Source organism: Sphingomonas sp. 1F27F7B (assembly GCF_005503355.1).
In the GTDB taxonomy this organism is placed as follows: domain Bacteria; phylum Pseudomonadota; class Alphaproteobacteria; order Sphingomonadales; family Sphingomonadaceae; genus Sphingomonas.
Map to the genome: position 1 here is coordinate 86,812 of NZ_SCMK01000016.1, position 20,129 is coordinate 106,940.

The following is a 20,129-nucleotide window of genomic DNA, read 5'->3' on the forward strand; positions in this document are numbered from 1 at the left end:
GTGGACATGCTGCCGGTATTGATGCTCGCTGGAGGCACCTTCGTGGTGCTCGCGCTGATGGTGCTCGCCTTTTCGGGCCCCTCGGCCGAGCGCGCCGGCGCGCGCCGCGTCAAGTCGATGCGCGAACGCCATGTCGTGAGCGCGGTGGGCGCCAATGCGATGGAAGCCCAGATGCGCCGCGTCGCGGCTGCCCGCGCCACGCGGATGGACGTCACCGCCGCGCGCTTCCTGCCCAATCCGGCGCTGCTCCAGAAGCGGCTCAGCATGACGGGGAAGCCCTGGACGCTCGGCCAGTACATGATGGTCAGTGCCGGCCTCACGCTGGTGCCCGCCGCGCTGATCATGCTCCAGGGCCTGCCGATCCTGCTGGGGCTGGCCTTCGGCCTGTTCCTGGGCGTCGGCCTGCCGCACTTCGTCGTCGGCTTCTTCATCAAGCGCCGCGTCGCCCGGTTCACCGCCAAGTTCCCCGACGCAATCGAGCTGCTGGTGCGCGGCCTGCGCTCGGGCCTGCCGATCACCGAGACGATGGGCGTGGTCGGCCAGGAAGTCGACGGCCCGGTCGGCGAGGAATTCCGCGCGGTGAGCGACAAGATGAAGATCGGCAAGTCGCTCGACGCCGCGCTGCAGGAAACCGCCGACCGGCTCGGCACGCCCGAATTCCAGTTCTTCACCATCACCATCCAGATCCAGCGCGAGACCGGCGGCAACCTGGCCGAGACGCTGGCCAACCTGGCCGACGTGCTGCGCAAGCGCGCGCAGATGAAGCTCAAGATCAAGGCGATGTCATCGGAATCCAAGGCTTCGGCGCTGATCGTCGGCGCGCTGCCCTTCATCGTCTTCGCGCTCGTCTGGTTCATCAACAACAACTACATGGCCAATTTCTTCGCGGACCAGCGCCTGATGATCGCCGGCGCCGGCGGCCTGCTCTGGATGGGCATCGGCGCCTTCATCATGGCCAAGATGGTCAATTTCGAGATCTGACGCGATGACTCCTCCTCCCTCCGGCCCCACGCTGCTCGGCGTCGATGTCATCTGGGTGGCGACGATCCTGTCGGCCGTCGCCGCCTTCGCGGTGCTGCTGGCGATCTATGCCGCCACCACCGTGCGCGATCCGATGGCGAAGCGAGTCAAGTCGCTCAACGAGCGCCGCGAACAGCTGAAGGCAGGCATCACCGCCTCCACGTCCAAGCGCCGCGCCAAGCTGGTCCAGAAGAACGAGACCACCGATCGCATCCGCTCGCTGCTCTCCTCGATGAAGGTGCTGCAGGACAGCCAGGTCAAGCAGGCGCAGACCAAGCTGTTGCAGGCCGGCATCCGCCGCAAGGAGTTCGCGGTCGCGGTGATCTTCGGCCGGCTGGTGCTGCCGATCGTGATCGGCGGGCCGGTGCTCTATCTGGTCTACGGCACCAGCCTCTTCGCCGACTGGAGCCCGATCAAGGCCTATGGCCTGGTCGCCGGCAGCTTCATCCTCGCCTATAAATTTCCGGATCTCTATCTGAAGAACAAGATCCAGAAGCGCAGCGCGGCGATCCGCAAGGGCCTGCCCGACGCGCTCGACCTGCTCGTGATCTGTGCCGAAGCGGGACTCACCGTCGACGCGGCCTTCCACCGCGTCGCCAAGGAACTGGGCAAGGCCTATCCCGAGCTGGGCGAGGAATTCCAGCTCACCGCGATCGAGCTGGGCTTCCTCACCGATCGCCGCCAGGCCTTCGAGAATCTGGCGGAGCGCATCGACCTGGATTCGATCCGCGGCGTCGTCACCACCATGATCCAGACCGAGAAATACGGCACGCCACTCGCCTCGGCGCTGCGCGTGCTCTCGGCCGAATTCCGCAACGAGCGCATGATGCGCGCCGAGGAAAAGGCCGCGCGCCTGCCCGCGATCATGACCGTGCCACTGATCCTGTTCATCCTGCCGGTGCTGTTCGTCGTGATCCTCGGGCCGGCGGCCTGCTCGATCAACGATGCGCTGATCTCGAAGGGTCCTTAACCTTTCCGGTGGCGCGGCCCCTCCGGTCGGGATAGCTTCCCGCCAGACTAAGGGGAGGTCGACTCGATGCATGATTTGCCGTTCCAGACGATCACGCAGCTCGCGGGCTTGGGCCTTACGCTGATCGCCGGCTGGTTCCTGGGGCTCGCCAGCCATGGCGGCGGCCGCAAATGGCGCGCGCGCCTCGAGGAAGCGGAAACCGAGAATGCCGGTTATCGCGACCGTGCGGAGAGCGACCTGCGCGAGGCCGCGCGCCGCATCCGCGACCTGGAAGCCGAAAATACCCGGCTGAAGGCCGCCCCGCCCGCACCCGTCGCAACTCCGGCGCCCGCCGCCGAGCCCGAAGGCCATTCGACCACCACCGTGGCGGCTGCCGCCGTCGCCGGCGCGGTTGCCGGCGCCGCCGTCACCCATGCGGTGGAGGAGCATGCCGAAGCCGTGCAGGCGCCGGCGCATGCGGAGACGGCGCATGTGGAGACGGCGCACGCGGAGACGGCGCACGCGGAGCCTGCTTCCGAGCCTGCCCCGGCCGAGCCGGTGCATGACACGCCGGCCGAGCAGGCCGAACCGGCGCACCCCGAGCACACGCACTAGGCGGCCGAGACCATGGCGCTTCCTTTCGAGACCGCGACGCAGTTCGCGGCGCTGGGGCTGACTCTGGTCGGCGGCTGGTTCCTCGGCCTTGCCAGCCGCTCGGGCGGTACCAAGTGGCGCGAGCGCTACCAGGACGAGGAACTCGAGCATGCCCGCTACCGCGACGAGGCCGAAGGGCGCCTCCACGCCCTCCAGGCCGAGTTGAAGGCGGCGCGCAGCCAGGTGTCCGCCCCTGCCGCGCCGGTTGCAGCCGACGAGGCGCCGGGTGGCGGCTGGCGGGGCTGGTTCGGCTGGGGCCGCGACAATCTCGCACGGGTCAAGGGCATCGACGAGGCGCGCGAAAAGCGGCTCAACGAGCTGGGCATCAAGACCTATCGCGAGATCGAAAAGATGGCCCCCGACGACGAGGCCGCGCTCGAGCAGCGGCTGGGCGTACCGGCCGGCACCATCGCCGAGCAGGGCTGGCGCGAGCAGGCGGCGCTGCTGCGCGCCGGCAACGAACGCGAGCATGCGGAGAAGTTCGGCTAGGTAGGGGGCTCATATTCGCCTTCCCTCACCCCGCCCCTTCCGTCGTCATCCCGGCCTTTGCGGGGATGACGGATCGGAAGCGTCAGGGCTTGCGCACCGGCAGCCCGATCAGCTCCGGCGTATAGTTCTCCACCACTTCGGCGAGCGGCCGGCCATTGCCGCCGATCACCAGCGCGCGCTGGCGCAGGACATAGGGCGCGACCGTGGCGTCCTCGCCTTGCGTCGCGATGCCGAGCGTGCGCCGGCTGGGGGCGAGCGGGCGGATCGCGGCCCCGAAGGGGGTATCGCCAGCCAGCGCCGCGTTCATCTCGGGTGTGAGCCGCGCGGGCACATACCAGTTCTCGGCGATCGACAGCGACAGGTCGCCGCATTTCAACGCGACGCTGCGATAGACCACCGGATCTGCCGGGCCGACGGCAAGATGCGCCCGCTGCTCGGGCGTGGGCCCCCTTGCCACGGTCCGATCCACCACCGCGCGGATCGGCGTGGCGCAGCGGCGCTGGAGCACTGCGGTCGCACTGTGTGCAGAGCGCAGTTCCTGGCGGAGCGATTCCCCCGGGTCCGCCTGTGCCAGCAGCAGCCCTGCGAGAATCACCCCTTGCGCAGCGCCGCCTGCGCTGCTGCCAGCCGGGCGATCGGCACGCGATAGGGCGAGGCCGAGACATAATCGAGCCGGGTCTCCTCGCAAAAGGCGATGCTGGCCGGATCGCCGCCATGCTCGCCGCAGATGCCGAGCTTGATGTCGGGCCGCGTCGCGCGGCCCCGCTCGGCGGCGATCGCGATCAGCTCGCCCACGCCCTCGACATCGAGGCTCACGAACGGATCCTTGGCGTAGATGCCCTTCTCTACATAAGTGGTGAGGAACTTGGCCGCATCGTCGCGCGAGACGCCGAGCGTGGTCTGGGTCAGGTCGTTGGTGCCGAAGGAGAAGAAGGCGCCGACCTCGGCGATCTCGCCCGCGCGCAGCGCCGCCCGCGGCAGCTCGATCATCGTGCCGACCAGATAGTCGATCGTCCGGTCCTGCTCGGCGAACACGTCGCGCGCGGCCTTGTCGACCACATTCTTCATCAGCTCGAGCTCGCGCCTTGTGGCGACCAGCGGGATCATCACCTCCGGGATCGGCGCCTCACCGCTATTCTCCGCGACGATGCAGGCCGCCTCGAAGATCGCGCGCGCCTGCATCTCGTAGATCTCGGGATAGGTCACGCCCAGGCGGCAGCCGCGATGGCCGAGCATCGGGTTGAACTCGTGCAGCTCGGCCGCGCGGCGCTTGAGCGTCTCGACGTCGAGGCCGGCCGCCGCCGCCACTTCAGCGAACTCGGCTTCCTCGTGCGGCAGGAACTCGTGCAGCGGCGGATCGAGCAGGCGGATCGTGCAGGGCAGCCCAGCCATCACTTCGAAGATCTCGACGAAATCGCTGCGCTGCTCGGGCAGCAGCTTCTCGAGCGCGGCGCGGCGCCCCGCCTCGTCGGCGGCGAGGATCATCTCGCGCACCGCAGTGATGCGCGACTGTTCGAAGAACATGTGCTCGGTACGGCACAGGCCGATGCCCTCGGCACCGAAATCGCGCGCGGTGCGGCAATCGAGCGGCGTCTCGGCATTGGTGCGCACCTTCAGGCGGCGCTTGGCATCGGCCCAGACCATCAGTGTGCCGAAATCGCCCGCCAGCTCGGGCTGCACGGTGGGCACGGCGCCCAGCATCACTTCGCCGGTCGCGCCGTCGATGGTGACAAGATCGCCCTCGCGAACCTCGCGAGTGCCGACGCGGAACAGCTTCTCGCGCGCGTTGATCGCCAGCGTGCCGGCGCCGGAGACGCAGGGTCGGCCCATGCCGCGCGCCACCACCGCGGCATGGCTGGTCATGCCGCCGCGCGCAGTGAGGATGCCGCGCGCCGCGTGCATGCCGTGAATGTCCTCGGGGCTGGTCTCGACGCGGACGAGGATCACCGCCTCGTTCGCCGCCGCCCATTTCTCGGCGGTATCGGCGTCGAACACCACCTTGCCCGAAGCCGCGCCCGGCGAAGCGGGCAGGCCCTTGGTGATCACGTCGCGCGGCGCCGCCGGATCGAGCGTCGGGTGGAGCAGCTGGTCGAGCGCCGCCGGATCGACGCGCAGGATCGCCTCCTCCTCGGTGATCAGCCCCTCGCTCGCCATGTCGACCGCGATCTTGAGCGCCGCCTTGGCGGTGCGCTTGCCCGAACGCGTTTGGAGCATCCAGAGCTTGCCGCGCTCGACGGTGAACTCGATGTCCTGCATGTCGCGATAATGCTTCTCGAGTGTCTCGAAGACGGCCGCGAGCTGCGCATAGACTTCGGGCATCGCCTCTTCCATCGAGGCGGGCCTGGCGCCGGCCCTCTCGCGGGCGGCCCGGGTCAGGTACTGCGGCGTGCGGATGCCGGCGACGACGTCCTCGCCCTGGGCGTTGATCAGGAACTCGCCATAATAGGCGTTCTCGCCGGTCGACGGATCGCGGGTGAAGGCCACGCCCGTCGCCGAGGTGTCGCCCATGTTGCCGAACACCATCGCCTGGACGTTGACCGCAGTGCCCCAGTCGCCGGGGATGTCGTTCAGGCGGCGATAGACCTTGGCGCGCTCGGACTGCCACGAGCCGAACACCGCGCCGATCGCGCCCCAGAGCTGGTCGTGCACCTCCTGCGGGAAGGGCTTGCCCCACAGTTCCTCGACCAGCGCCTTGTACTCGGCGACCAGCGCCTGCCAGTCCCTGGCCGAAAGCTCGGTGTCGAGATTATAGCCGCGATCCTCCTTGGCGATCTCCAGCGCTTCCTCGAAGCGGCCGTGATCGAGCCCGAGCACCACGTCGGAATACATCTGGATGAAGCGGCGATAGCTGTCCCAGGCGAAGCGCGCGTCGCCGCTGGTGGCGGCGAGGCCCTCGACCGTGGCATCGTTGAGGCCGAGGTTGAGCACCGTGTCCATCATGCCCGGCATCGACACGCGCGCGCCCGAGCGGACCGAGACGAGCAGCGGATCGGAGGCGTCGCCGAACTTCTTGCCGGTGATGCCCTCGATATGGGCGATGCCGCCCGCGACTTCGGCCTTCACGCTTTCGGGGAAGGTTTCGCCCTGGTCGTAATAGACCGCGCACATCGGCGTGCTGATCGTGAAGCCCGGGGGAACCGGCAGGCCGATCGAGGCCATGCCATCGAGGTTGGCGCCCTTGCCGCCGAGCAGGTTCTTGTCACCCTTGCCCCCGTCCGACACATTCCCGCCGAAGCGGTACACATATTGCGTCATCCACGTCCCTTCTCACGACTTGGCACAGGCGCCTACCGCAGGTGCGAACAAGGGGAAAGCCGCTGACTACGTTGTCAGAAGGCAAGATTTGCTATGATTGGGGACAAGTCCCGAAGACACCGGTTACCTGACCTGGATTACAGAGCATCCTTCGCTCCGTTCCGCAGGCGATCGAGCAGCGCGCGGCCAAGCGCGCCGACGAACAGCAGGTCCGGCACTTCGCCCGCCAGCTTCACCCGCACCCGCTCACCCACCAGCCTGCGCTCGCGCTCGACCGACCGCACCTGCGGCCACGGCACGAAGATCGTCGGATGGAAGGGACGGAAGGGCAGGAAAGGGCGCAACCAGAAGCCCGATTCCGAAGTCCAGGCCTCGACCGAGGAGCCGTAATTGGGCGAGCGCATCGACCCGCCGATGTTGAGCGAGACGAAGCGCCAGCGTCGCGCCGACAAGGGTGGATCGGAAGCGGCGGGATAGGCGCAGGCGACCCGGCGCCATCCCAGGTTCGCGATCAAGGCGATGACCGCGAGCCAGAAGAAGGGGAAAACGACGGCGAACAGGGCGAAGAACAGCGCCGGCGAAACCGGCAGCCCCTCTCCGCCCCCGGTCATCCCTCGATCCTTGAGAAGTCCGCGACGTTGTTCACGGCGTCGCGGATGCGGGCGAGCAGGGCGAGGCGCGCGTTGCGCTTCTGCTCGTCGGAATCGTTGACGGTGACGTCGTCGAAGAAGCGGTCGATCGGCGCGCGCAGCGAGGCGAGCGCGGCCATCGCGCCTTCGAAATCCTCGGCGTCGATCGCGCCTTGGGCGGCGGGCTCGGCGGCATCGAGCGCCGCGCGCAGATCGGCCTCGGCGGGCTCGGCCTCGTAGATGCCGGTGTCCGCGACTTCGCCGGGGACCCAATTCTCCTTCTTGAGGATATTGGCGGCGCGCTTGTAGCCGGCCAGCAGGTTCCTGCCGTCTTCCGACGTGACGAAGGACTGGAGCGCCTTCACCCGAGCGAGCAGCCGGACGAGATCGTCCTCGCCGCCCAGGGCGAACACCGCGTCGATCAGGTCGTGCCGGACGCCGGCTTCCTTCTGCTGGACCTTGAGGCGGTCGGCGAAGAAGTCGAGAAGCTCCGCAGCAATTTGGGACGCCGGGCCAACCGTGATCACCAAAGTTTCAGGATCAACACCAGCTGCCGCTTTGAGCTTAGAAATGCGCTCGCCTTCCGCCTTTTCCACGGAAAGTTCGACATATTGTTCCAGCTTCTTGACGACGAGCAAAAGGTTTAACCGAAGCGCTTCCTCAGTCACCAAACGGATCACGCCCAACGCCGCCCTGCGCAATGCAAAGGGATCGCGCGATCCGGTCGGTTTCTCGTCGATGTAGAAAAACGATGCCAGCGTATCCAGCTTGTCCGCCAGCGACACTGCCACCGTCACCGGTGCCGTCGGAACCTCATCCCCCTGCCCGACCGGCTTGTAGTGATCGCGGATCGCCTCTGCGACCGCCGCCGGCTCGCCCTGGGCCGCGGCATAATAGCCGCCCATCAGGCCCTGGAGCTCGGGGAACTCGCCGACCATGCCGGTGACCAGGTCCGCCTTGGCGAGGCGCGCGGCGCGCTCGGCCTGGTCCGGATCGGCCTTGACCACTCCCTCTTCCGCCAGCCAGCGCGCCAGCTTGGCAACGCGGTCGACCTTGTCGGCCACCGTGCCCAGCTTCTCGTGGAAGACGATCTTCCCGAGCTTGGGGGTCAGGTCCTCGAGCCGGATCTTGCGATCGGTCTCGTAGAAGAAGCGCGCATCGCTCAGCCGCGCGGCGAGGACCTTCTGGTTGCCCTCGACGATCTTCGCGCCGCCATCGGCCGCGTCGATGTTCGCCACGCAGACGAACGCATTGGCGAGCCTGCCCGCGCCGTCGCGGCAGACGAAATATTTCTGGTTCACCCGCGCGGTGAGCTGGATCACCTCGGGCGGCACGTCGAGGAACGCCGGATCGAAGCGGCCGAGCAGCGGCATCGGCCATTCGGTGAGGCCGGCATTCTCGTAGAGCAGCCCCTCGTCCTCGATCAGCGTCAGGCCGGCCTTCTGCGCGGCCAGCTTGGCGCCGACCGCGATGATCGCGCGGCGCTCGGCACCGTCGACGATCACATGGCAGGCGCGCAGCTTCTCGATGTAATCGGCCGCCGAGCCGATCGTGATCCCGCCCGGATGGTGGAAGCGGTGGCCGACGGTGACCGAGGCGCTCTTCACGCCCGCGACTTCGACCGGCACGAGCTTGTCGCCGAGCAGCGCGATGATGCCCTGGAGCGGGCGCACCCAGCGCAGGCTCTCGGTCGATTCCGAAGCGGCGCCCCAGCGCATCGACTTGGGCCACGGGAAGGCGGTGATCACATGGCTGATCGCGCTGGCGAGCACCGATCCGGCGACGATGCCGGGACGGTCGATCACTGCAAAGAGGATCTTGTTGCCCTTGCCGTCGTCGCGCTCGACCAGTTCTTCGCGCGTGAGGCCGGTCGAGCGCAGAAAGCCCTCGATCGCCTGGGCGGGTGCGTCGGCGCGGGGGCCCTTGCGCTCCTCGCTCGCCGCCGCCGTCATCTCGGCGACGCCGCGGACGATCAGCACCAACCGGCGCGGCGTGGCGTAGCTCTCGATTGCGGAGAACGGCAGGTTGAGCGCCTTCAGCCGCGCCTCGAACAGCGACGCCAGATCGGCGCGCGCCTTTTCCTGCATGCGGGCGGGAATCTCTTCCGAGCGCAGCTCCAGGAGGAAGTCTTCGCTCATACCGTCCACTCCGGGTATTTGGCGTTCCAGGCGGGCGTCATGTGCGCGATCCACGCTTCGCAGCTGCCCTTGGCCAGGTCGCGCACGCGGCCGATATAGGCCTGGCGCTCGGCGACGGAGATCACGCCGCGGGCCTGGAGCAGGTTGAACAGATGGCTGGCCTCGATCGCCTGCTCATAGGCGGCAATGGGCACGTTGTTGGCCAGGCAGTTCTCGCACTCGGCCACTGCCTTGCGGAAGCCCTCGAACAAGGTGTCGGTGTCGGCGACTTCGAAGTTGTACTTCGACATCTGCTTCTCGTTCTCGAGAAACACGTCGCCATAAGTCACGCCTGCCTCGTTGAAGGCGAGGTCATAGACGCTGTCCTTGTTCTGGATGTACATCGCCAGCCGCTCGAGCCCATAGGTGAGCTCGCCGGCGACCGGCTTGCAGTCGAAACCGCCCATCTGCTGGAAATAAGTGAACTGGGTGACTTCCATGCCGTCGCACCAGACTTCCCAGCCCAGGCCCCAGGCGCCCAGCGTCGGGCTCTCCCAATCGTCCTCGACGAAGCGGATATCGTGCCGGGTGAAGTCGATGCCGATCGCCGCCAGCGAGCCCAGATACAGGTTCTGCAGGTCGGGCGGGCTCGGCTTCAGGATCACCTGATACTGGTAGTAATGCTGGAGCCGGTTCGGGTTCTCGCCATAGCGGCCGTCGGTCGGGCGGCGGCAGGGCTGGACGAAGGCGGCGTTCCACGGCTCGGGGCCGAGGGCGCGCAAGGTCGTCGCCGGGTGGAAGGTACCCGCGCCCATGCGCATGTCATAGGGCTGGAGGATCACGCAGCCCCTGTCCGCCCAATAATCATGGAGCGTGAGGATCATGCGCTGGAAGCTGAGAGGCTCTGCCACGGGACCTTCTGAATATCTTGTATAGACTATAGAGCCGCGCTTTGACGTTTCCTCTCCTGACGGTCAATGCTGCACCGCCGTTGACTTGGCCGGGGGCATCGGGTCTGCTCGGCTCATGCATCCCATGATCCGCCGCCTGCTGCCGGCCCTGCTCGCCCTCGCGCTCTGGGGCTGCGGGCAGAAGCCGCCCGCCCCGGCCGAGCAGGCCCGGCCCGCGCTCTGGGTGGTCAAGGACGCCGACACCACCATCTATCTGTTCGGCACCGTCCATGTGCTGAAGCCGGGGCTCCACTGGTTCGACGGCGGCGTGAAACGGGCGTTCGATGCCTCGGACACGCTGGTGCTCGAGCTGGTGATGCCGCCCGATGCCGAGATGCAGAAGATCGTCGCCGAGCTCGGCACCGCGCAGGGCGGGCCGCCCCTGCCCGAGCAGCTGCCGCCGGCGGAGGCGGCCCGGATGCGCGCGGCGCTGCCCGAATATGGCATGGCGCCCGATTCGCTCGACCGCGCCGAGCCCTGGCTGGCCGCGACGCTGCTCTCGGTGATGCCGCTCCGCCGGCTCGGCTATGACGACAAGCAGGGCGCCGAGCTGACCCTGACCAACGCCGCCAAGGCCGCGGGCAAGAAGATCGAGGGACTGGAGACCGCGCGCCAGCAGCTCGGCTATTTCGACACCCTGCCCCTCCCCGCCCAGCGCAAGCTGCTGATGGAGACGATCGACGACCTGCCCAAGGCAGGCAGCAAGATCGACCAGGCAGTCGCCGCCTGGCGCCAGGGCGATGCCGACGGGCTGGCCCGGCTGGTCAATGCCGACATGGCCGACGCGCCCGAGGTGACCCAGGCGCTGCTGGTCGACCGCAACCGCAACTGGGCCGATTGGATCTCCAGGCGGATGCAGCAGCCCGGCACCGTGTTCGTCGCGGTGGGCGCCGGGCATCTGGCGGGCAGCGAGAGCGTGCAGGCCGAACTGGCCAAGCGCGGGCTCAAGGTCGAGCGTGTAGCCTACTGAACCAGACCGCGAAGGGCGCGAAGTATGCTCGATCTTGACTTCGCCCCAAGCTTTATCTAACTATACAGTTATATAACTGATGAGTTAGATAAATGGACCCCCTGAGCAACACCTTCGCCGCCCTGGCCGACCCCACTCGCCGCGCGATACTGGCGCGGCTGGCGCTGGGCGAGGCTTCGGTGGGCGAGATCGCCCAGCCCTTCGCGATGAGCGGGCCGGCGGTGACCAAGCATCTGAAAGTGCTGGAACATGCGGGCCTGATCTCGCGCAGCCGCGTCGCCCAGCAGCGCCCGGCCAGGCTCGAGCCCGCCGCGCTCAAGGCCGCGAGCGACTGGATCGCCGAATATCGCCGCTTCTGGGACGCCAAGTTCGACGGCCTGGACGCCTATCTCAACGAACTGCAGAAGAATGGAGAGAGCAAATGACCACGACCGAAATCGGTGTCGGCTATGAAGTGACGATCGACCGCACCTTCGCCGCGCCGCGCACCCTGGTGTTCGACTGCATGACCAAGGCCGAGCATCTCGCCCGCTGGTGGGGCCCGCATCATTTCGACGTACCCTTCGCCGAGAGCGAGGCGCGGCCGGGCGGCAGGATCCGCCTCGATATGCGCGGGCCCGAGCCCTATGGCATCAACGAAGTGCACGGCGAATATGAAGTGGTGGACCGTCCGGATCGTCTGGTCATGGTTCTTCGCGCCTTCGGTGCGCCGGACGGCAGCTGGGGCATCGAGCACCGCACCACCATGGCCTTCACCGACGCCCCCGGCGGCGGCACGCACATGCACATGACCACGGTGGTGCTCCAGGCGAGCGAGGAACTGCTGCCGGCACTGGCGGGCATGAAGGAAGGCTGGAGCCAGAGCTTCGAGAAGCTCGAGGCGGTGCTGCCGGAACTGGCGTGAGTGATTCTCCCGCTCTCCGCTTGCGGGGAGAGGGAGTATCCTCGCCTTGCTTTTCCACCCGTCCCCCGCTATGCGCGCGCCTTCCGTGCCAGGGTCATCCCTGGAGGCCTGGCCGGATCGAACTAACTTTAGCGATTGGAACGACACATGAGCGATACGCTTACGCTGTCGGCCGAGACGCGCGAGCAGGTTGGCAAGGGAGCCTCCCGTTCGCTTCGTCGTGAAGGCCGCGTCCCCGCCGTGATCTACGGCAACAAGCAGGATCCCAAGAGCATCCACGTCTCCGAGCGTGAACTGACGAAGCTGCTCATGACCGGGCACTTCTTCAATTCGGTCGTGATGATCGGCGGCGAGCGCACCCTGCCCAAGGACGTGGCGTTCGACCCCGTCTCCGATCGTCCGGTCCATGCCGACTTCCTGCGCATCAGCGAGCACGCGACCGTGCACGTGAATGTGCCGATCGTCTTCACCGACGAGGAAGACGCCCCCGGCATCAAGCGCGGCGGCGTGCTGAACGTCGTCCGCCACGAGCTGGAACTGGTGGTCGACGCGGCCGAGATCCCCGACGAGATCAAGATCTCGCTCAAGGGCCTCGAGGTCGGCGACTCGCTGCACATCTCGGCGGTGACCCTGCCCAAGGGCGCGACCCCCGCGATCACCGACCGCGACTTCACCATCGCGACCGTGGTTGCCCCGTCGGCGCTCAAGTCGAGCGAAGGCGACACGACCCAGACCGAGGCTGCGGCCGAGGGCGAAGGCGAGTAATCCCGCCTCCGAACTTGCGGGTTCAAAAAATCGCCTCCGCATCCTAGGTGCGGGGGCGATTTTCGTTTTCAGGAACATGCGATGCAGCTCTGGGTAGGCCTGGGCAATCCGGGCCCGCAATATGCGATGCACCGGCACAATGTGGGCTTCATGGCGGTGGACGCCATCGCCGTGACCTATGGCTTCTCGGCGGAGAAGAAGCAGTTCCAGGGCTGGGTGCGCGAAGGCCGGGTGGGCGACCAGAAGGTGCTGCTGCTCAAGCCCGGCACGTTCATGAACGAGAGCGGACGCTCGGTGCGCGCGGCGATGGACTTCTACAAGCTCGCCCCCGCCGACGTGACTCTCTTCCACGACGAGCTCGACCTGGTGCCGATGAAGGTGAAGGTGAAGACCGGCGGCGGCACCGCGGGGCATAACGGCCTGCGCTCGACCGACAAGCATATCGGCCCCGATTTCCGCCGCGTGCGCATCGGCATCGGCCATCCCGGGCACAAGGACCGCGTGCACGGCTATGTGCTGGGCAATTATGCCAAGAGCGAGATCGAGCCGCTGACCGACATGCTCGGCGCGATCGCCGCGGAGGCGCCCTGGCTGGCGGCGGGCGACGATGCGCGGTTCATGAGCGACGTGGCGCTGCGGCTGCAGGACTAGGTTGGGGACTCATATGAAACGACCGACATTGCTGGCGTCGGGCCTGGCCACGCTGGTGGCCTGCGGTGCCGGCCAGAGCCCATCGTCGATACCGAGCCAGGACAGCGTCACGATCGAGGGCGCGATCAACGACGCTGGCGTCGCGCGCCTGCGCCAGGTCATCACCGCCGACACCAAGACGCTGGTGGTGAACAGCCCGGGCGGCGAGATCGCCTCCGCAATCGCGCTGGGCAGTATCGTGCGCGAAAGGGGGCTGACCGTGGTGGTTCGGGGCGCCTGCCTCTCCGCCTGCGCGCATTTCGTGTTCGCGCCGGCGACGCGGAGGATCGTAGAGCCCTACGCGATCATCGGCTTCCACGGGACCGCGACGGCGCGCGAGGCGCTGCTCCACGCATCGGGCAGAGACGATCTGGCGGCGGAATATGCCGGCCTGGCGGGTGAGGAGAAGCATTTCTATGCCCGCGCGGGGCTGCCGGCCGCGCTACTGCTCGTCCCGATGCGCAAGGTGGTTCCCATCTGCTATACCACCGACGTGCCGCCCCGCAGCGCGATCCGCTCCGCGTTCATGACGCGCATGTCCTTCTTCATCCCCTCCGCCGGAACCTTGCGCGGCATGGGTGTCGCATTCGAAGGCTGGTGGCCGGCATCACAGCAGGATCTCGCTGCAGCGGTGGCTGCCAACCCGAACCTACGCCCCTTGTCCTTCCGGCTCGAGGACGGCCCGGGTGCCGCCGATGCCGGAGCGGAGCGTGTGCCGAGCTGCGGCGCGGGCCGCTAGGTCGAGAACCCAAACAAGTATCTGATTTTCCTCCGCCATCCCCGCGCAGGCGGGGGTCCAGGGTAGCAGGGGATACCGGCGCCATCATGCGAACGCTGTCCGAAGAGGGCAGGACGTGCCGCACCCGCTCCACGCATAACTCCGGATCCCCGCCTGCGCGGGGATGACGATTGAAGGAATATGAGTCCCCAACCTGGGGCCCTAGGTTGAGGACTCATATTCCTTCCATCGCCACCCCGGCCTTGCGCCGGGGTCCCGCTGCCTTGCCGGCGGAGGAAGGAGCGGGATCCCGGCTAAAGGCCGGGATGATGGCGGAAAATCAGATACTTGTTTGGGTTCTCAACCTAGAGCGCCGGCCGATAGGGCTGAACCAGCCCCAGCCGGATGAGCAGCGCAAGCAGCGCGTCCACCTCGTCCGCCGGATGATGGGCAAAGCGGGCCCGCACCTCCTGCGCGCTCACCGCCGGGCGATCGAGCACATATTCCGCCGCGTCGGCGACGGGACCAAGCGCCTGCTCGCCGCCGCCGGCTCGCAGCACCGCGCCCTTATCGAGCCAGGCAACCGTGCCGGCGCGATCGGTGCGCGCATAGAAATCGAGCAGCGGCCGCTCGGGCAACGCCAGCACCCGGCCCGGCGCGGCGAGCCGCCGCTGCCGGACCGCCACTTCCTCGAGCAGCGCCCGGCTGCGCGCCAGTTCGGAAAGCCGCGCGCCCAGCGACGCGAGCTGGTCCGCAAGCGCCGCACCGCCGCCTTCGCGCGCATCGGCAAGATAGGCGCGGAAGGCCGGCTCGCGGATCGCCATCTCCTCCAGCAGCTCGAACAACAGCTTGCCCGAATGCGGCGCGATGCCGATCGTCAGGTGGAGCGATTCGGCGGAACTCGCCAATGCATCGTGGAAATAGCCGCGCGGGATGTAGAGCACGTCGCCGGGCCGCAGCGTGACGTCCATCAGCACCGGCCCCTTGGCGGCATCGATCCGTGCCTGGGCATCGTCGCCTTCCAGCGGCGCGAGCGGATTCTCGGCACGGTTGGCGTAGATCCGCCAGCGCTTCTCGCCGACGCAGTGGATCGCGAATACCTCGTGCAGATCGCAATGCGAGGCAAAGGCCTGCACCCCCTGGAACGAGCAATAGAGATTCGCTTCCACTCGCGCCGCGAACCGCCGGGCCAGCGCATCGGTGAGCGCGCGGATCTCGGGAGCGACTTCCTCCACCGCATCGGCGACCAGACTGGCGCCCATCGCCAGGAACATCTCGACCTTGGCGGGATCGGCGAGCCGGCGCATGCCGCCGCGGCCGGGCACCTGGTCCATGTAGAAATCGGGCGAGACCGGGGCGCTGTTCAGCAGCAGCTTGATGTGCTCGGGCCCCCAATGGGTCCGCACGGCGAGCAGCTGGTTGAGCCGCGCCCAACCGATCACGGCCTGCCGGTCGCTCCCCGGCGGCGCGGGAATATGGACCGGCCTGCGCCCCCAATGGTCGGCAAGGAATTGCTCGGGCGCCAGCGGCGCGATCAGCTCGGCAAGGTCCACCGGTCCACGCTAGCGGCAGCGGGCGGCGCTTGTCGATCCCGCAAACGAACGGCGCCGCCTCCCCGAGGGGAAGCGGCGCCGCGCGAAGGTTGCCCGGTAAAGGCTTACTTCTTGCCGACGACCACGCCGATCAGGCTCTGCTGGGCGCCGCCGAAGGTGCCGGTGGCCGAGAAGACCACGCCGGCCTGCTCGCCCTGCGAGCCGAAGAAGCCGCCCGCCAGCGTGCCCGAGAGCGGGCTGCCGGTGACGAAGCTGCCGGTCCACTGGTTCTGGCCGACCGGGATTGCGCCCTGGGCCGTGAAGGTGCCGTAGGTGACTGCCGCGCCGCCGCCGGCCGGGATCGTCGACAGCGTCAGCGTCATGGTGACGGCGCCGGTGGCAAAGTTGGTGCTCATGAGCACCGCGCCGGTGACCTGGTTGACCGTGGTGGTGGCGCCGACGACACTCACCAGGCGCCCGGTGACGGTCAGCGTGCCGTAGCTGACGGTGCCGGTGGTCGGCATGTCGGCATAAGTGGTCGGATAACCCCAAGCGGTATAGGTGAGGCGCTTCTGGCCGGTGGTCGAATCGCCGCGCCACCAATTGGCATAGCTCACCCGGCTCAGCGCCAGCGCTGCGGTGTTGGTCGAGGTGTCCTTGACGACATTGTTCAGGAACTCGACCTGGGCGAACTTGCCGGCGGTGGTCGCGTCGTTGGTGCGGAAGATGAATTCGGGATTGCCCACTGCCGAGGGGGTGACCAGGGTCGAAGTGCAGGTCTGGCCGGTCGGCACGCAGAAGCGCGACTCCTCGGTATTCTCGCGCATCACATAGGTGCCGGTGGCGACCGCCGTGTCGGTGGCGAGGCGCACGCGGGCCGCCGGCGTCGGGATCAACGCTTCGGTGCTGGCCGCGCCGAGAGTGACCGCGCCGCTGCTCGGATCGCCGGTGTAGCTGATCGCGGCATTATAAGTGTTGAACTCGGCCGGGCCGGCCAGCGGGAAGGCCGCATAGGTGGGCGACGCGGTCGGCGTCGGGGTGGGCGTACCGGTCGGGGTCGGCGTGGCGCTGGAGCCCTTGCCGCCACCGCAGCCCGACAGCGCAACCGTCGCGACGAGCGCGCTCATGAACATGTGACGGCGAATCATTCCCTGCTCCTCAAATACACGCGGGCACCGAAAGGGCTCACCCCTGTACCCCAGATGAACGGCCCTCAGTCAAGCCGGGCGGACCGGCTAATCCCGCTCCAATACGGCGTTTTGAGGGCCTGGGAAGGCGAAACCGCGCCTCGCGGTTCCCCCTTGCTTCCCTCGCGGGGACGGAGCGGCGGGCCGCAACCCGCAACCGCCAGTCGCCGGAGAGCCACGGGCGGCCGCAGCGCGGATCAGGCCTCCTTGTCCTTCAGCGACTTGCGGAGCGCCTCGATCTTGAACATGCGCGCCACCTTGTCCTTGCCCGCCAGCGGCCCCTGGCCCATCTCGGCGACGAACTGGACGCACTGGCCGACCGTGTTGAATCCGCGGCCGCTGCGCTCGACGTCAGAGAGCGTGCCGTCGCCATTGGCGTCCTTGCCCGCGCGGAACTTGGCCTCGACCGTCTTCGGATAGGCCCAGTCGGCATATTGCTGGATGGTCGCCTTCGACAGCGCCGGGGCGCCGTCCTCGCCCGCCGGCAGGGTCTGGTCGCCGAGCGCCGTCTCCAGCTTCCCGCGATAGAAATCCTCGTACAGCTTGGCGTCGCCCGCGGCGGCGGTGATTGCCGCCTTCTGCCAGCGCAGCGCCGCGAGGCAGTCGAAATTATGCTCGACGCTGTCCTTGAGCTTCTGCGCCTTCTCGGCATTGGCGGCGCGGGCGGCGGCTTCCTCGTTCGCCTTCTTGTTGGCGGCACTGTCGTCGCAGGCCGAAAGGCCGAGCGCGAGCACCAGGCCGGCCGCGGCGAGGTTCCCGATACGGATCATTGCTTCTCTCCCCTCTCTTTGCCGCGGCACTCTGCCACGCAGCTTTCCCAAGTCAACGCGCTGGCAAAAGCGGCGCTTTGCCTCTATCGGGGCGCCTTTCCCAATACATTGGAACAGGCTTCACATGGGTTTCCGCTGCGGCATCGTCGGGCTTCCGAACGTCGGCAAGTCCACGCTCTTCAACGCACTGACCGAGACGGCGGCGGCGCAGGCGGCCAATTATCCCTTCTGCACGATCGAGCCGAACGTCGGCAACGTCGCGGTGCCGGACGCGCGGCTGACCAAGCTTGCCGAGATCGCGAGCTCGCAGAAGATCATCGAGACGCAGCTGGGCTTCGTCGACATCGCCGGGCTGGTGCGCGGCGCCAGCAAGGGCGAGGGCCTGGGCAACCAGTTCCTCGGCAACATCCGCGAGGTGGACGCGATCGTCCACGTGCTGCGCTGCTTCGAGAATGACGACATCCAGCACGTCGACAACAAGGTCGATCCGATTGCCGATGCCGAGACGGTGGAGACCGAGCTGATGCTCTCGGACCTCGAAAGCCTCGAGAAGCGAGTGCCCAATTTCCAGAAGAAGGCGGCGCAGGGCGACAAGGAGGCCAAGGCGGCGGCCAGCGTGCTCGGCCAGGCGCTCGACCTGCTGCGCGACGGCAAGCCGGCGCGGCTGACCCAGCCCAAGGACGTGGACGAGGAGCGCATCTTCCGCCAGGCGCAGCTGCTCACTTCCAAGCCCGTCCTCTACGTGTGCAACGTCAACGAGGAAGATGCGGCAAACGGCAACGCCTTCTCGGCCCGGGTGTTCGAGAAGGCCGGGGCCGAAGGCGCCGAGGCGGTGGTCGTCTCGGCGGCGATCGAGGCCGAGATCGCGACCATGCCGGTGGAGGATCGCGGCGAGTTCCTGGCCGAGCTGGGGCTGGAGGAGACCGGCCTCGCCCGCGTGATCCGCGCCGGCTACAAGCTGCTCCACCTGCTGACCTTCTTCACCGTCGGCCCCAAGGAGGCGCGTGCCTGGACCGTGCATGCCGGCGCCAGCGCGCCCGAGGCGGCGGGCGTGATCCACAGCGACTTCGAGAAGGGCTTCATCCGCGCCGAGACGATCGCGTACGACGATTATGTCGCGCTGGGCGGCGAAGCACGGGCGCGCGAAGCGGGCAAGCTGCGCGCCGAGGGCAAGGCCTATGTCGTCAAGGACGGCGACGTGATGCACTTCCTGCACAGCTGAGGCCGCCCGGCCTCACGGCTTCGGGGCACCCGGCAGCGTGGCAAGGCGCGCCTTGGGGATCTTCAGCACGATCCCCGCGGCGCGGCCCGGCACCGCGCTCACCCGATATTCGGCGGCAGTGCCGAAGATCTGCGCGATGTCCGCCGGGGCAAGGCCATAGTCCGCGGCGAGCCAGGCGAACATGCTCGAAGAGGCGCTGCGGAACGACGCGTCGAGCGAGCCGTCCAGGCCGATCGCGACGATATGGGTCGGCGTTTCGATGCGGACCTGGCCGGCACGCTTGCCGCGGACCAGGTCGACTTCGACCTCCACGTCCATCGAAGTCTCGAGCGCGTCGCCGGTGGTCTCGCCATCGCCCTGCAGCGCATGGCCGTCGCCGAAATAGAGCAAGGCGCCCGGCACGGCGACGGGGAAGTAGACGGTCGTCCCCTCGCCCATCTCGTTGAAGTCCATGTTGCCGCCGAACCGGCCGACATCGCCCGATCCGGGCGCGGCGGAGCTCGGATCGACCGCCACGCCGATGCCGCCCAGCATCGGCCGGACCGGCACCCAATAGCCCTTGAGCGCATCGCCCGGCGCCTCGGGCGTGGCGATGCCCTTGTCGCGGTCGAGCCGCCAGGTGACCGGCTTGCCGAGCCCGGCCATGCGCACCGCGGTGCGTGCGTCCTGCCCGCGCTCGGTCATACCGTTGGTGCTGATCGCCGTGTCGCGGTTGAGCCGGAGCCGGCGGATGCGCACGACCAGGGTGTCGCCGGGCATGGCGCCGTCGATATAGAAGGGCCCGGTCTGCGGGTTGCCGGGCGCGGCGCGGCGCACGCCCTTGGCGTCGATGCCGGCGGCGTCGATCGTCGCGGTGTGGATCGTGTCACCCGGATTGACGTGCAGCACCGGCGGATTGAACGCCGAGAACTCGCGATAGAAGCGCTCGGGGACGAATTCATGCCGGCGCGGCGGCCCGCCGCTCGGCTGCGGCGCGCGCTCGGCGGTGAAGCTGAGGCGATGCGGCATGCGTGCCTGCTCCGCGCCGTCGATCAGGATCATCTCGCCGGCGATCCGCCCGTTCGCGAGCCGGGCAGTCACGTCCTCCGATCCGCCCACCTTGTCCTTGGCGAGGAAGCGGATCTCGTTGCCCTTTACCGTGCCGGTGAGCACGTCGCCGGTCAGGTCGCCGCTGATCCGGTTGCCGTCCTGCGCGATGTCGAGCGTCCAGATGGTCGGCGTGCCGAAATAGTCGACGGTGACGATCCAGCGCCCGGCAAGCTGCGCCGTCTGCGCCTGTGCCGCCATCGGCGCCGCGCATGCCAGCGC

Annotated in this window: 20 protein-coding genes; 11 read left to right on the forward strand and 9 right to left on the reverse strand. The window is 68.0% G+C overall.

Going from position 1 to position 20,129, the window contains the following annotated elements; translation table 11 throughout:
* The 4 genes from FFS08_RS15505 to FFS08_RS15520 all read left to right on the forward strand — a co-directional run bounded on the left by FFS08_RS15505 (position 1) and on the right by FFS08_RS15520 (position 3,112).
* A complete protein-coding gene (locus tag FFS08_RS15505; RefSeq protein ID WP_137863165.1) occupies positions 1 to 981 on the forward strand; it encodes a type II secretion system F family protein in 981 nt (326 codons plus the stop codon).
* Positions 982 to 985: 4 nt separating this feature from the next.
* Positions 986 to 1,990, forward strand: a complete 1,005-nt coding sequence (locus tag FFS08_RS15510) for a type II secretion system F family protein (protein WP_137863166.1) — start codon at positions 986 to 988, stop codon at positions 1,988 to 1,990.
* A gap of 66 nt (positions 1,991 to 2,056) precedes the next feature.
* Positions 2,057 to 2,584 (forward strand): hypothetical protein, encoded by a 528-nt coding sequence (locus FFS08_RS15515; protein WP_137863167.1) that lies wholly within the window; start codon positions 2,057 to 2,059, stop codon positions 2,582 to 2,584.
* Positions 2,585 to 2,596: 12 nt separating this feature from the next.
* Positions 2,597 to 3,112: a helix-hairpin-helix domain-containing protein gene (locus FFS08_RS15520; RefSeq protein WP_137863168.1), complete on the forward strand. Its 516-nt coding sequence runs from the start codon at positions 2,597 to 2,599 to the stop codon at positions 3,110 to 3,112.
* Between the two features lie 82 nt (positions 3,113 to 3,194).
* Here the strand turns inward: FFS08_RS15520 and FFS08_RS15525 are convergent, their stop codons facing one another.
* The 5 genes from FFS08_RS15525 to FFS08_RS15545 all read right to left on the reverse strand — a co-directional run bounded on the left by FFS08_RS15525 (position 3,195) and on the right by FFS08_RS15545 (position 9,997).
* On the reverse strand, positions 3,195 to 3,707 hold the full coding sequence (locus FFS08_RS15525; protein WP_249341112.1) for a hypothetical protein: 513 nt from the start codon (positions 3,705 to 3,707) through the stop codon (positions 3,195 to 3,197).
* Complete coding sequence (gene ppdK / locus FFS08_RS15530; protein WP_137863169.1) at positions 3,704 to 6,367, reverse strand: pyruvate, phosphate dikinase; 2,664 nt, start codon at positions 6,365 to 6,367, stop codon at positions 3,704 to 3,706. Before ppdK ends, FFS08_RS15525 begins: the two co-directional genes overlap by 4 nt.
* 137 nt (positions 6,368 to 6,504) lie before the next feature.
* The gene (locus FFS08_RS15535; RefSeq protein WP_137863170.1) at positions 6,505 to 6,978 is read right to left on the reverse strand and encodes a hypothetical protein; all 474 of its coding nucleotides are present in this window, start codon (positions 6,976 to 6,978) and stop codon (positions 6,505 to 6,507) included.
* Positions 6,975 to 9,134: a glycine--tRNA ligase subunit beta gene (gene glyS, locus FFS08_RS15540; protein ID WP_137863171.1), complete on the reverse strand. Its 2,160-nt coding sequence runs from the start codon at positions 9,132 to 9,134 to the stop codon at positions 6,975 to 6,977. The genes FFS08_RS15535 and glyS overlap by 4 nt, the downstream gene beginning before the upstream one ends.
* The gene (locus FFS08_RS15545; RefSeq protein WP_137863190.1) at positions 9,131 to 9,997 is read right to left on the reverse strand and encodes a glycine--tRNA ligase subunit alpha; all 867 of its coding nucleotides are present in this window, start codon (positions 9,995 to 9,997) and stop codon (positions 9,131 to 9,133) included. The genes glyS and FFS08_RS15545 overlap by 4 nt, the downstream gene beginning before the upstream one ends.
* Positions 9,998 to 10,148: 151 nt before the next feature.
* Here FFS08_RS15545 and FFS08_RS15550 point away from each other — a divergent pair, with 151 nt between their 5' ends.
* The 6 genes from FFS08_RS15550 (at position 10,149) to FFS08_RS15575 (ending at position 14,131) form a co-directional block, all read left to right on the forward strand.
* Positions 10,149 to 11,033 carry a TraB/GumN family protein gene (locus tag FFS08_RS15550; protein WP_249341113.1) on the forward strand — a complete coding sequence of 295 codons (885 nt, stop codon included), beginning with the start codon at positions 10,149 to 10,151 and terminating at the stop codon, positions 11,031 to 11,033.
* A 92-nt stretch (positions 11,034 to 11,125) separates the two neighbouring features.
* A complete protein-coding gene (locus FFS08_RS15555; RefSeq protein ID WP_137863173.1) occupies positions 11,126 to 11,458 on the forward strand; it encodes an ArsR/SmtB family transcription factor in 333 nt (110 codons plus the stop codon).
* Positions 11,455 to 11,937, forward strand: a complete 483-nt coding sequence (locus FFS08_RS15560) for an SRPBCC family protein (RefSeq protein ID WP_137863174.1) — start codon at positions 11,455 to 11,457, stop codon at positions 11,935 to 11,937. The genes FFS08_RS15555 and FFS08_RS15560 overlap by 4 nt, the downstream gene beginning before the upstream one ends.
* Positions 11,938 to 12,084: 147 nt before the next feature.
* Positions 12,085 to 12,702 carry a 50S ribosomal protein L25/general stress protein Ctc gene (locus FFS08_RS15565; protein ID WP_137863175.1) on the forward strand — a complete coding sequence of 206 codons (618 nt, stop codon included), beginning with the start codon at positions 12,085 to 12,087 and terminating at the stop codon, positions 12,700 to 12,702.
* Positions 12,703 to 12,783: 81 nt separating this feature from the next.
* Entirely contained in the window at positions 12,784 to 13,353 is a 570-nt protein-coding gene (gene pth, locus FFS08_RS15570; RefSeq protein WP_137863176.1) for an aminoacyl-tRNA hydrolase, read from the forward strand.
* 13 nt (positions 13,354 to 13,366) lie between these two features.
* A complete protein-coding gene (locus FFS08_RS15575; protein ID WP_137863177.1) occupies positions 13,367 to 14,131 on the forward strand; it encodes a hypothetical protein in 765 nt (254 codons plus the stop codon).
* Positions 14,132 to 14,475: 344 nt separating this feature from the next.
* Here FFS08_RS15575 and FFS08_RS15580 read toward each other — a convergent pair whose 3' ends face one another.
* The 3 genes from FFS08_RS15580 to FFS08_RS15590 form a co-directional block, all read right to left on the reverse strand.
* On the reverse strand, positions 14,476 to 15,663 hold the full coding sequence (locus tag FFS08_RS15580) for a JmjC domain-containing protein (protein WP_137863178.1): 1,188 nt from the start codon (positions 15,661 to 15,663) through the stop codon (positions 14,476 to 14,478).
* A gap of 104 nt (positions 15,664 to 15,767) precedes the next feature.
* A complete protein-coding gene (locus tag FFS08_RS15585; RefSeq protein ID WP_137863179.1) occupies positions 15,768 to 16,790 on the reverse strand; it encodes a hypothetical protein in 1,023 nt (340 codons plus the stop codon).
* 236 nt (positions 16,791 to 17,026) lie between these two features.
* Complete coding sequence (locus FFS08_RS15590; protein ID WP_137863180.1) at positions 17,027 to 17,599, reverse strand: hypothetical protein; 573 nt, start codon at positions 17,597 to 17,599, stop codon at positions 17,027 to 17,029.
* Positions 17,600 to 17,723: 124 nt separating this feature from the next.
* On the opposite strand from FFS08_RS15590, the gene ychF reads away from it, so the two are divergent.
* On the forward strand, positions 17,724 to 18,821 hold the full coding sequence (gene ychF / locus FFS08_RS15595; protein WP_137863181.1) for a redox-regulated ATPase YchF: 1,098 nt from the start codon (positions 17,724 to 17,726) through the stop codon (positions 18,819 to 18,821).
* Between the two features lie 12 nt (positions 18,822 to 18,833).
* Here ychF and FFS08_RS15600 read toward each other — a convergent pair.
* On the reverse strand, positions 18,834 to 20,129 hold a 1,296-nt coding region (locus tag FFS08_RS15600; protein WP_212742027.1), incomplete at its 5' end, for an acetamidase/formamidase family protein.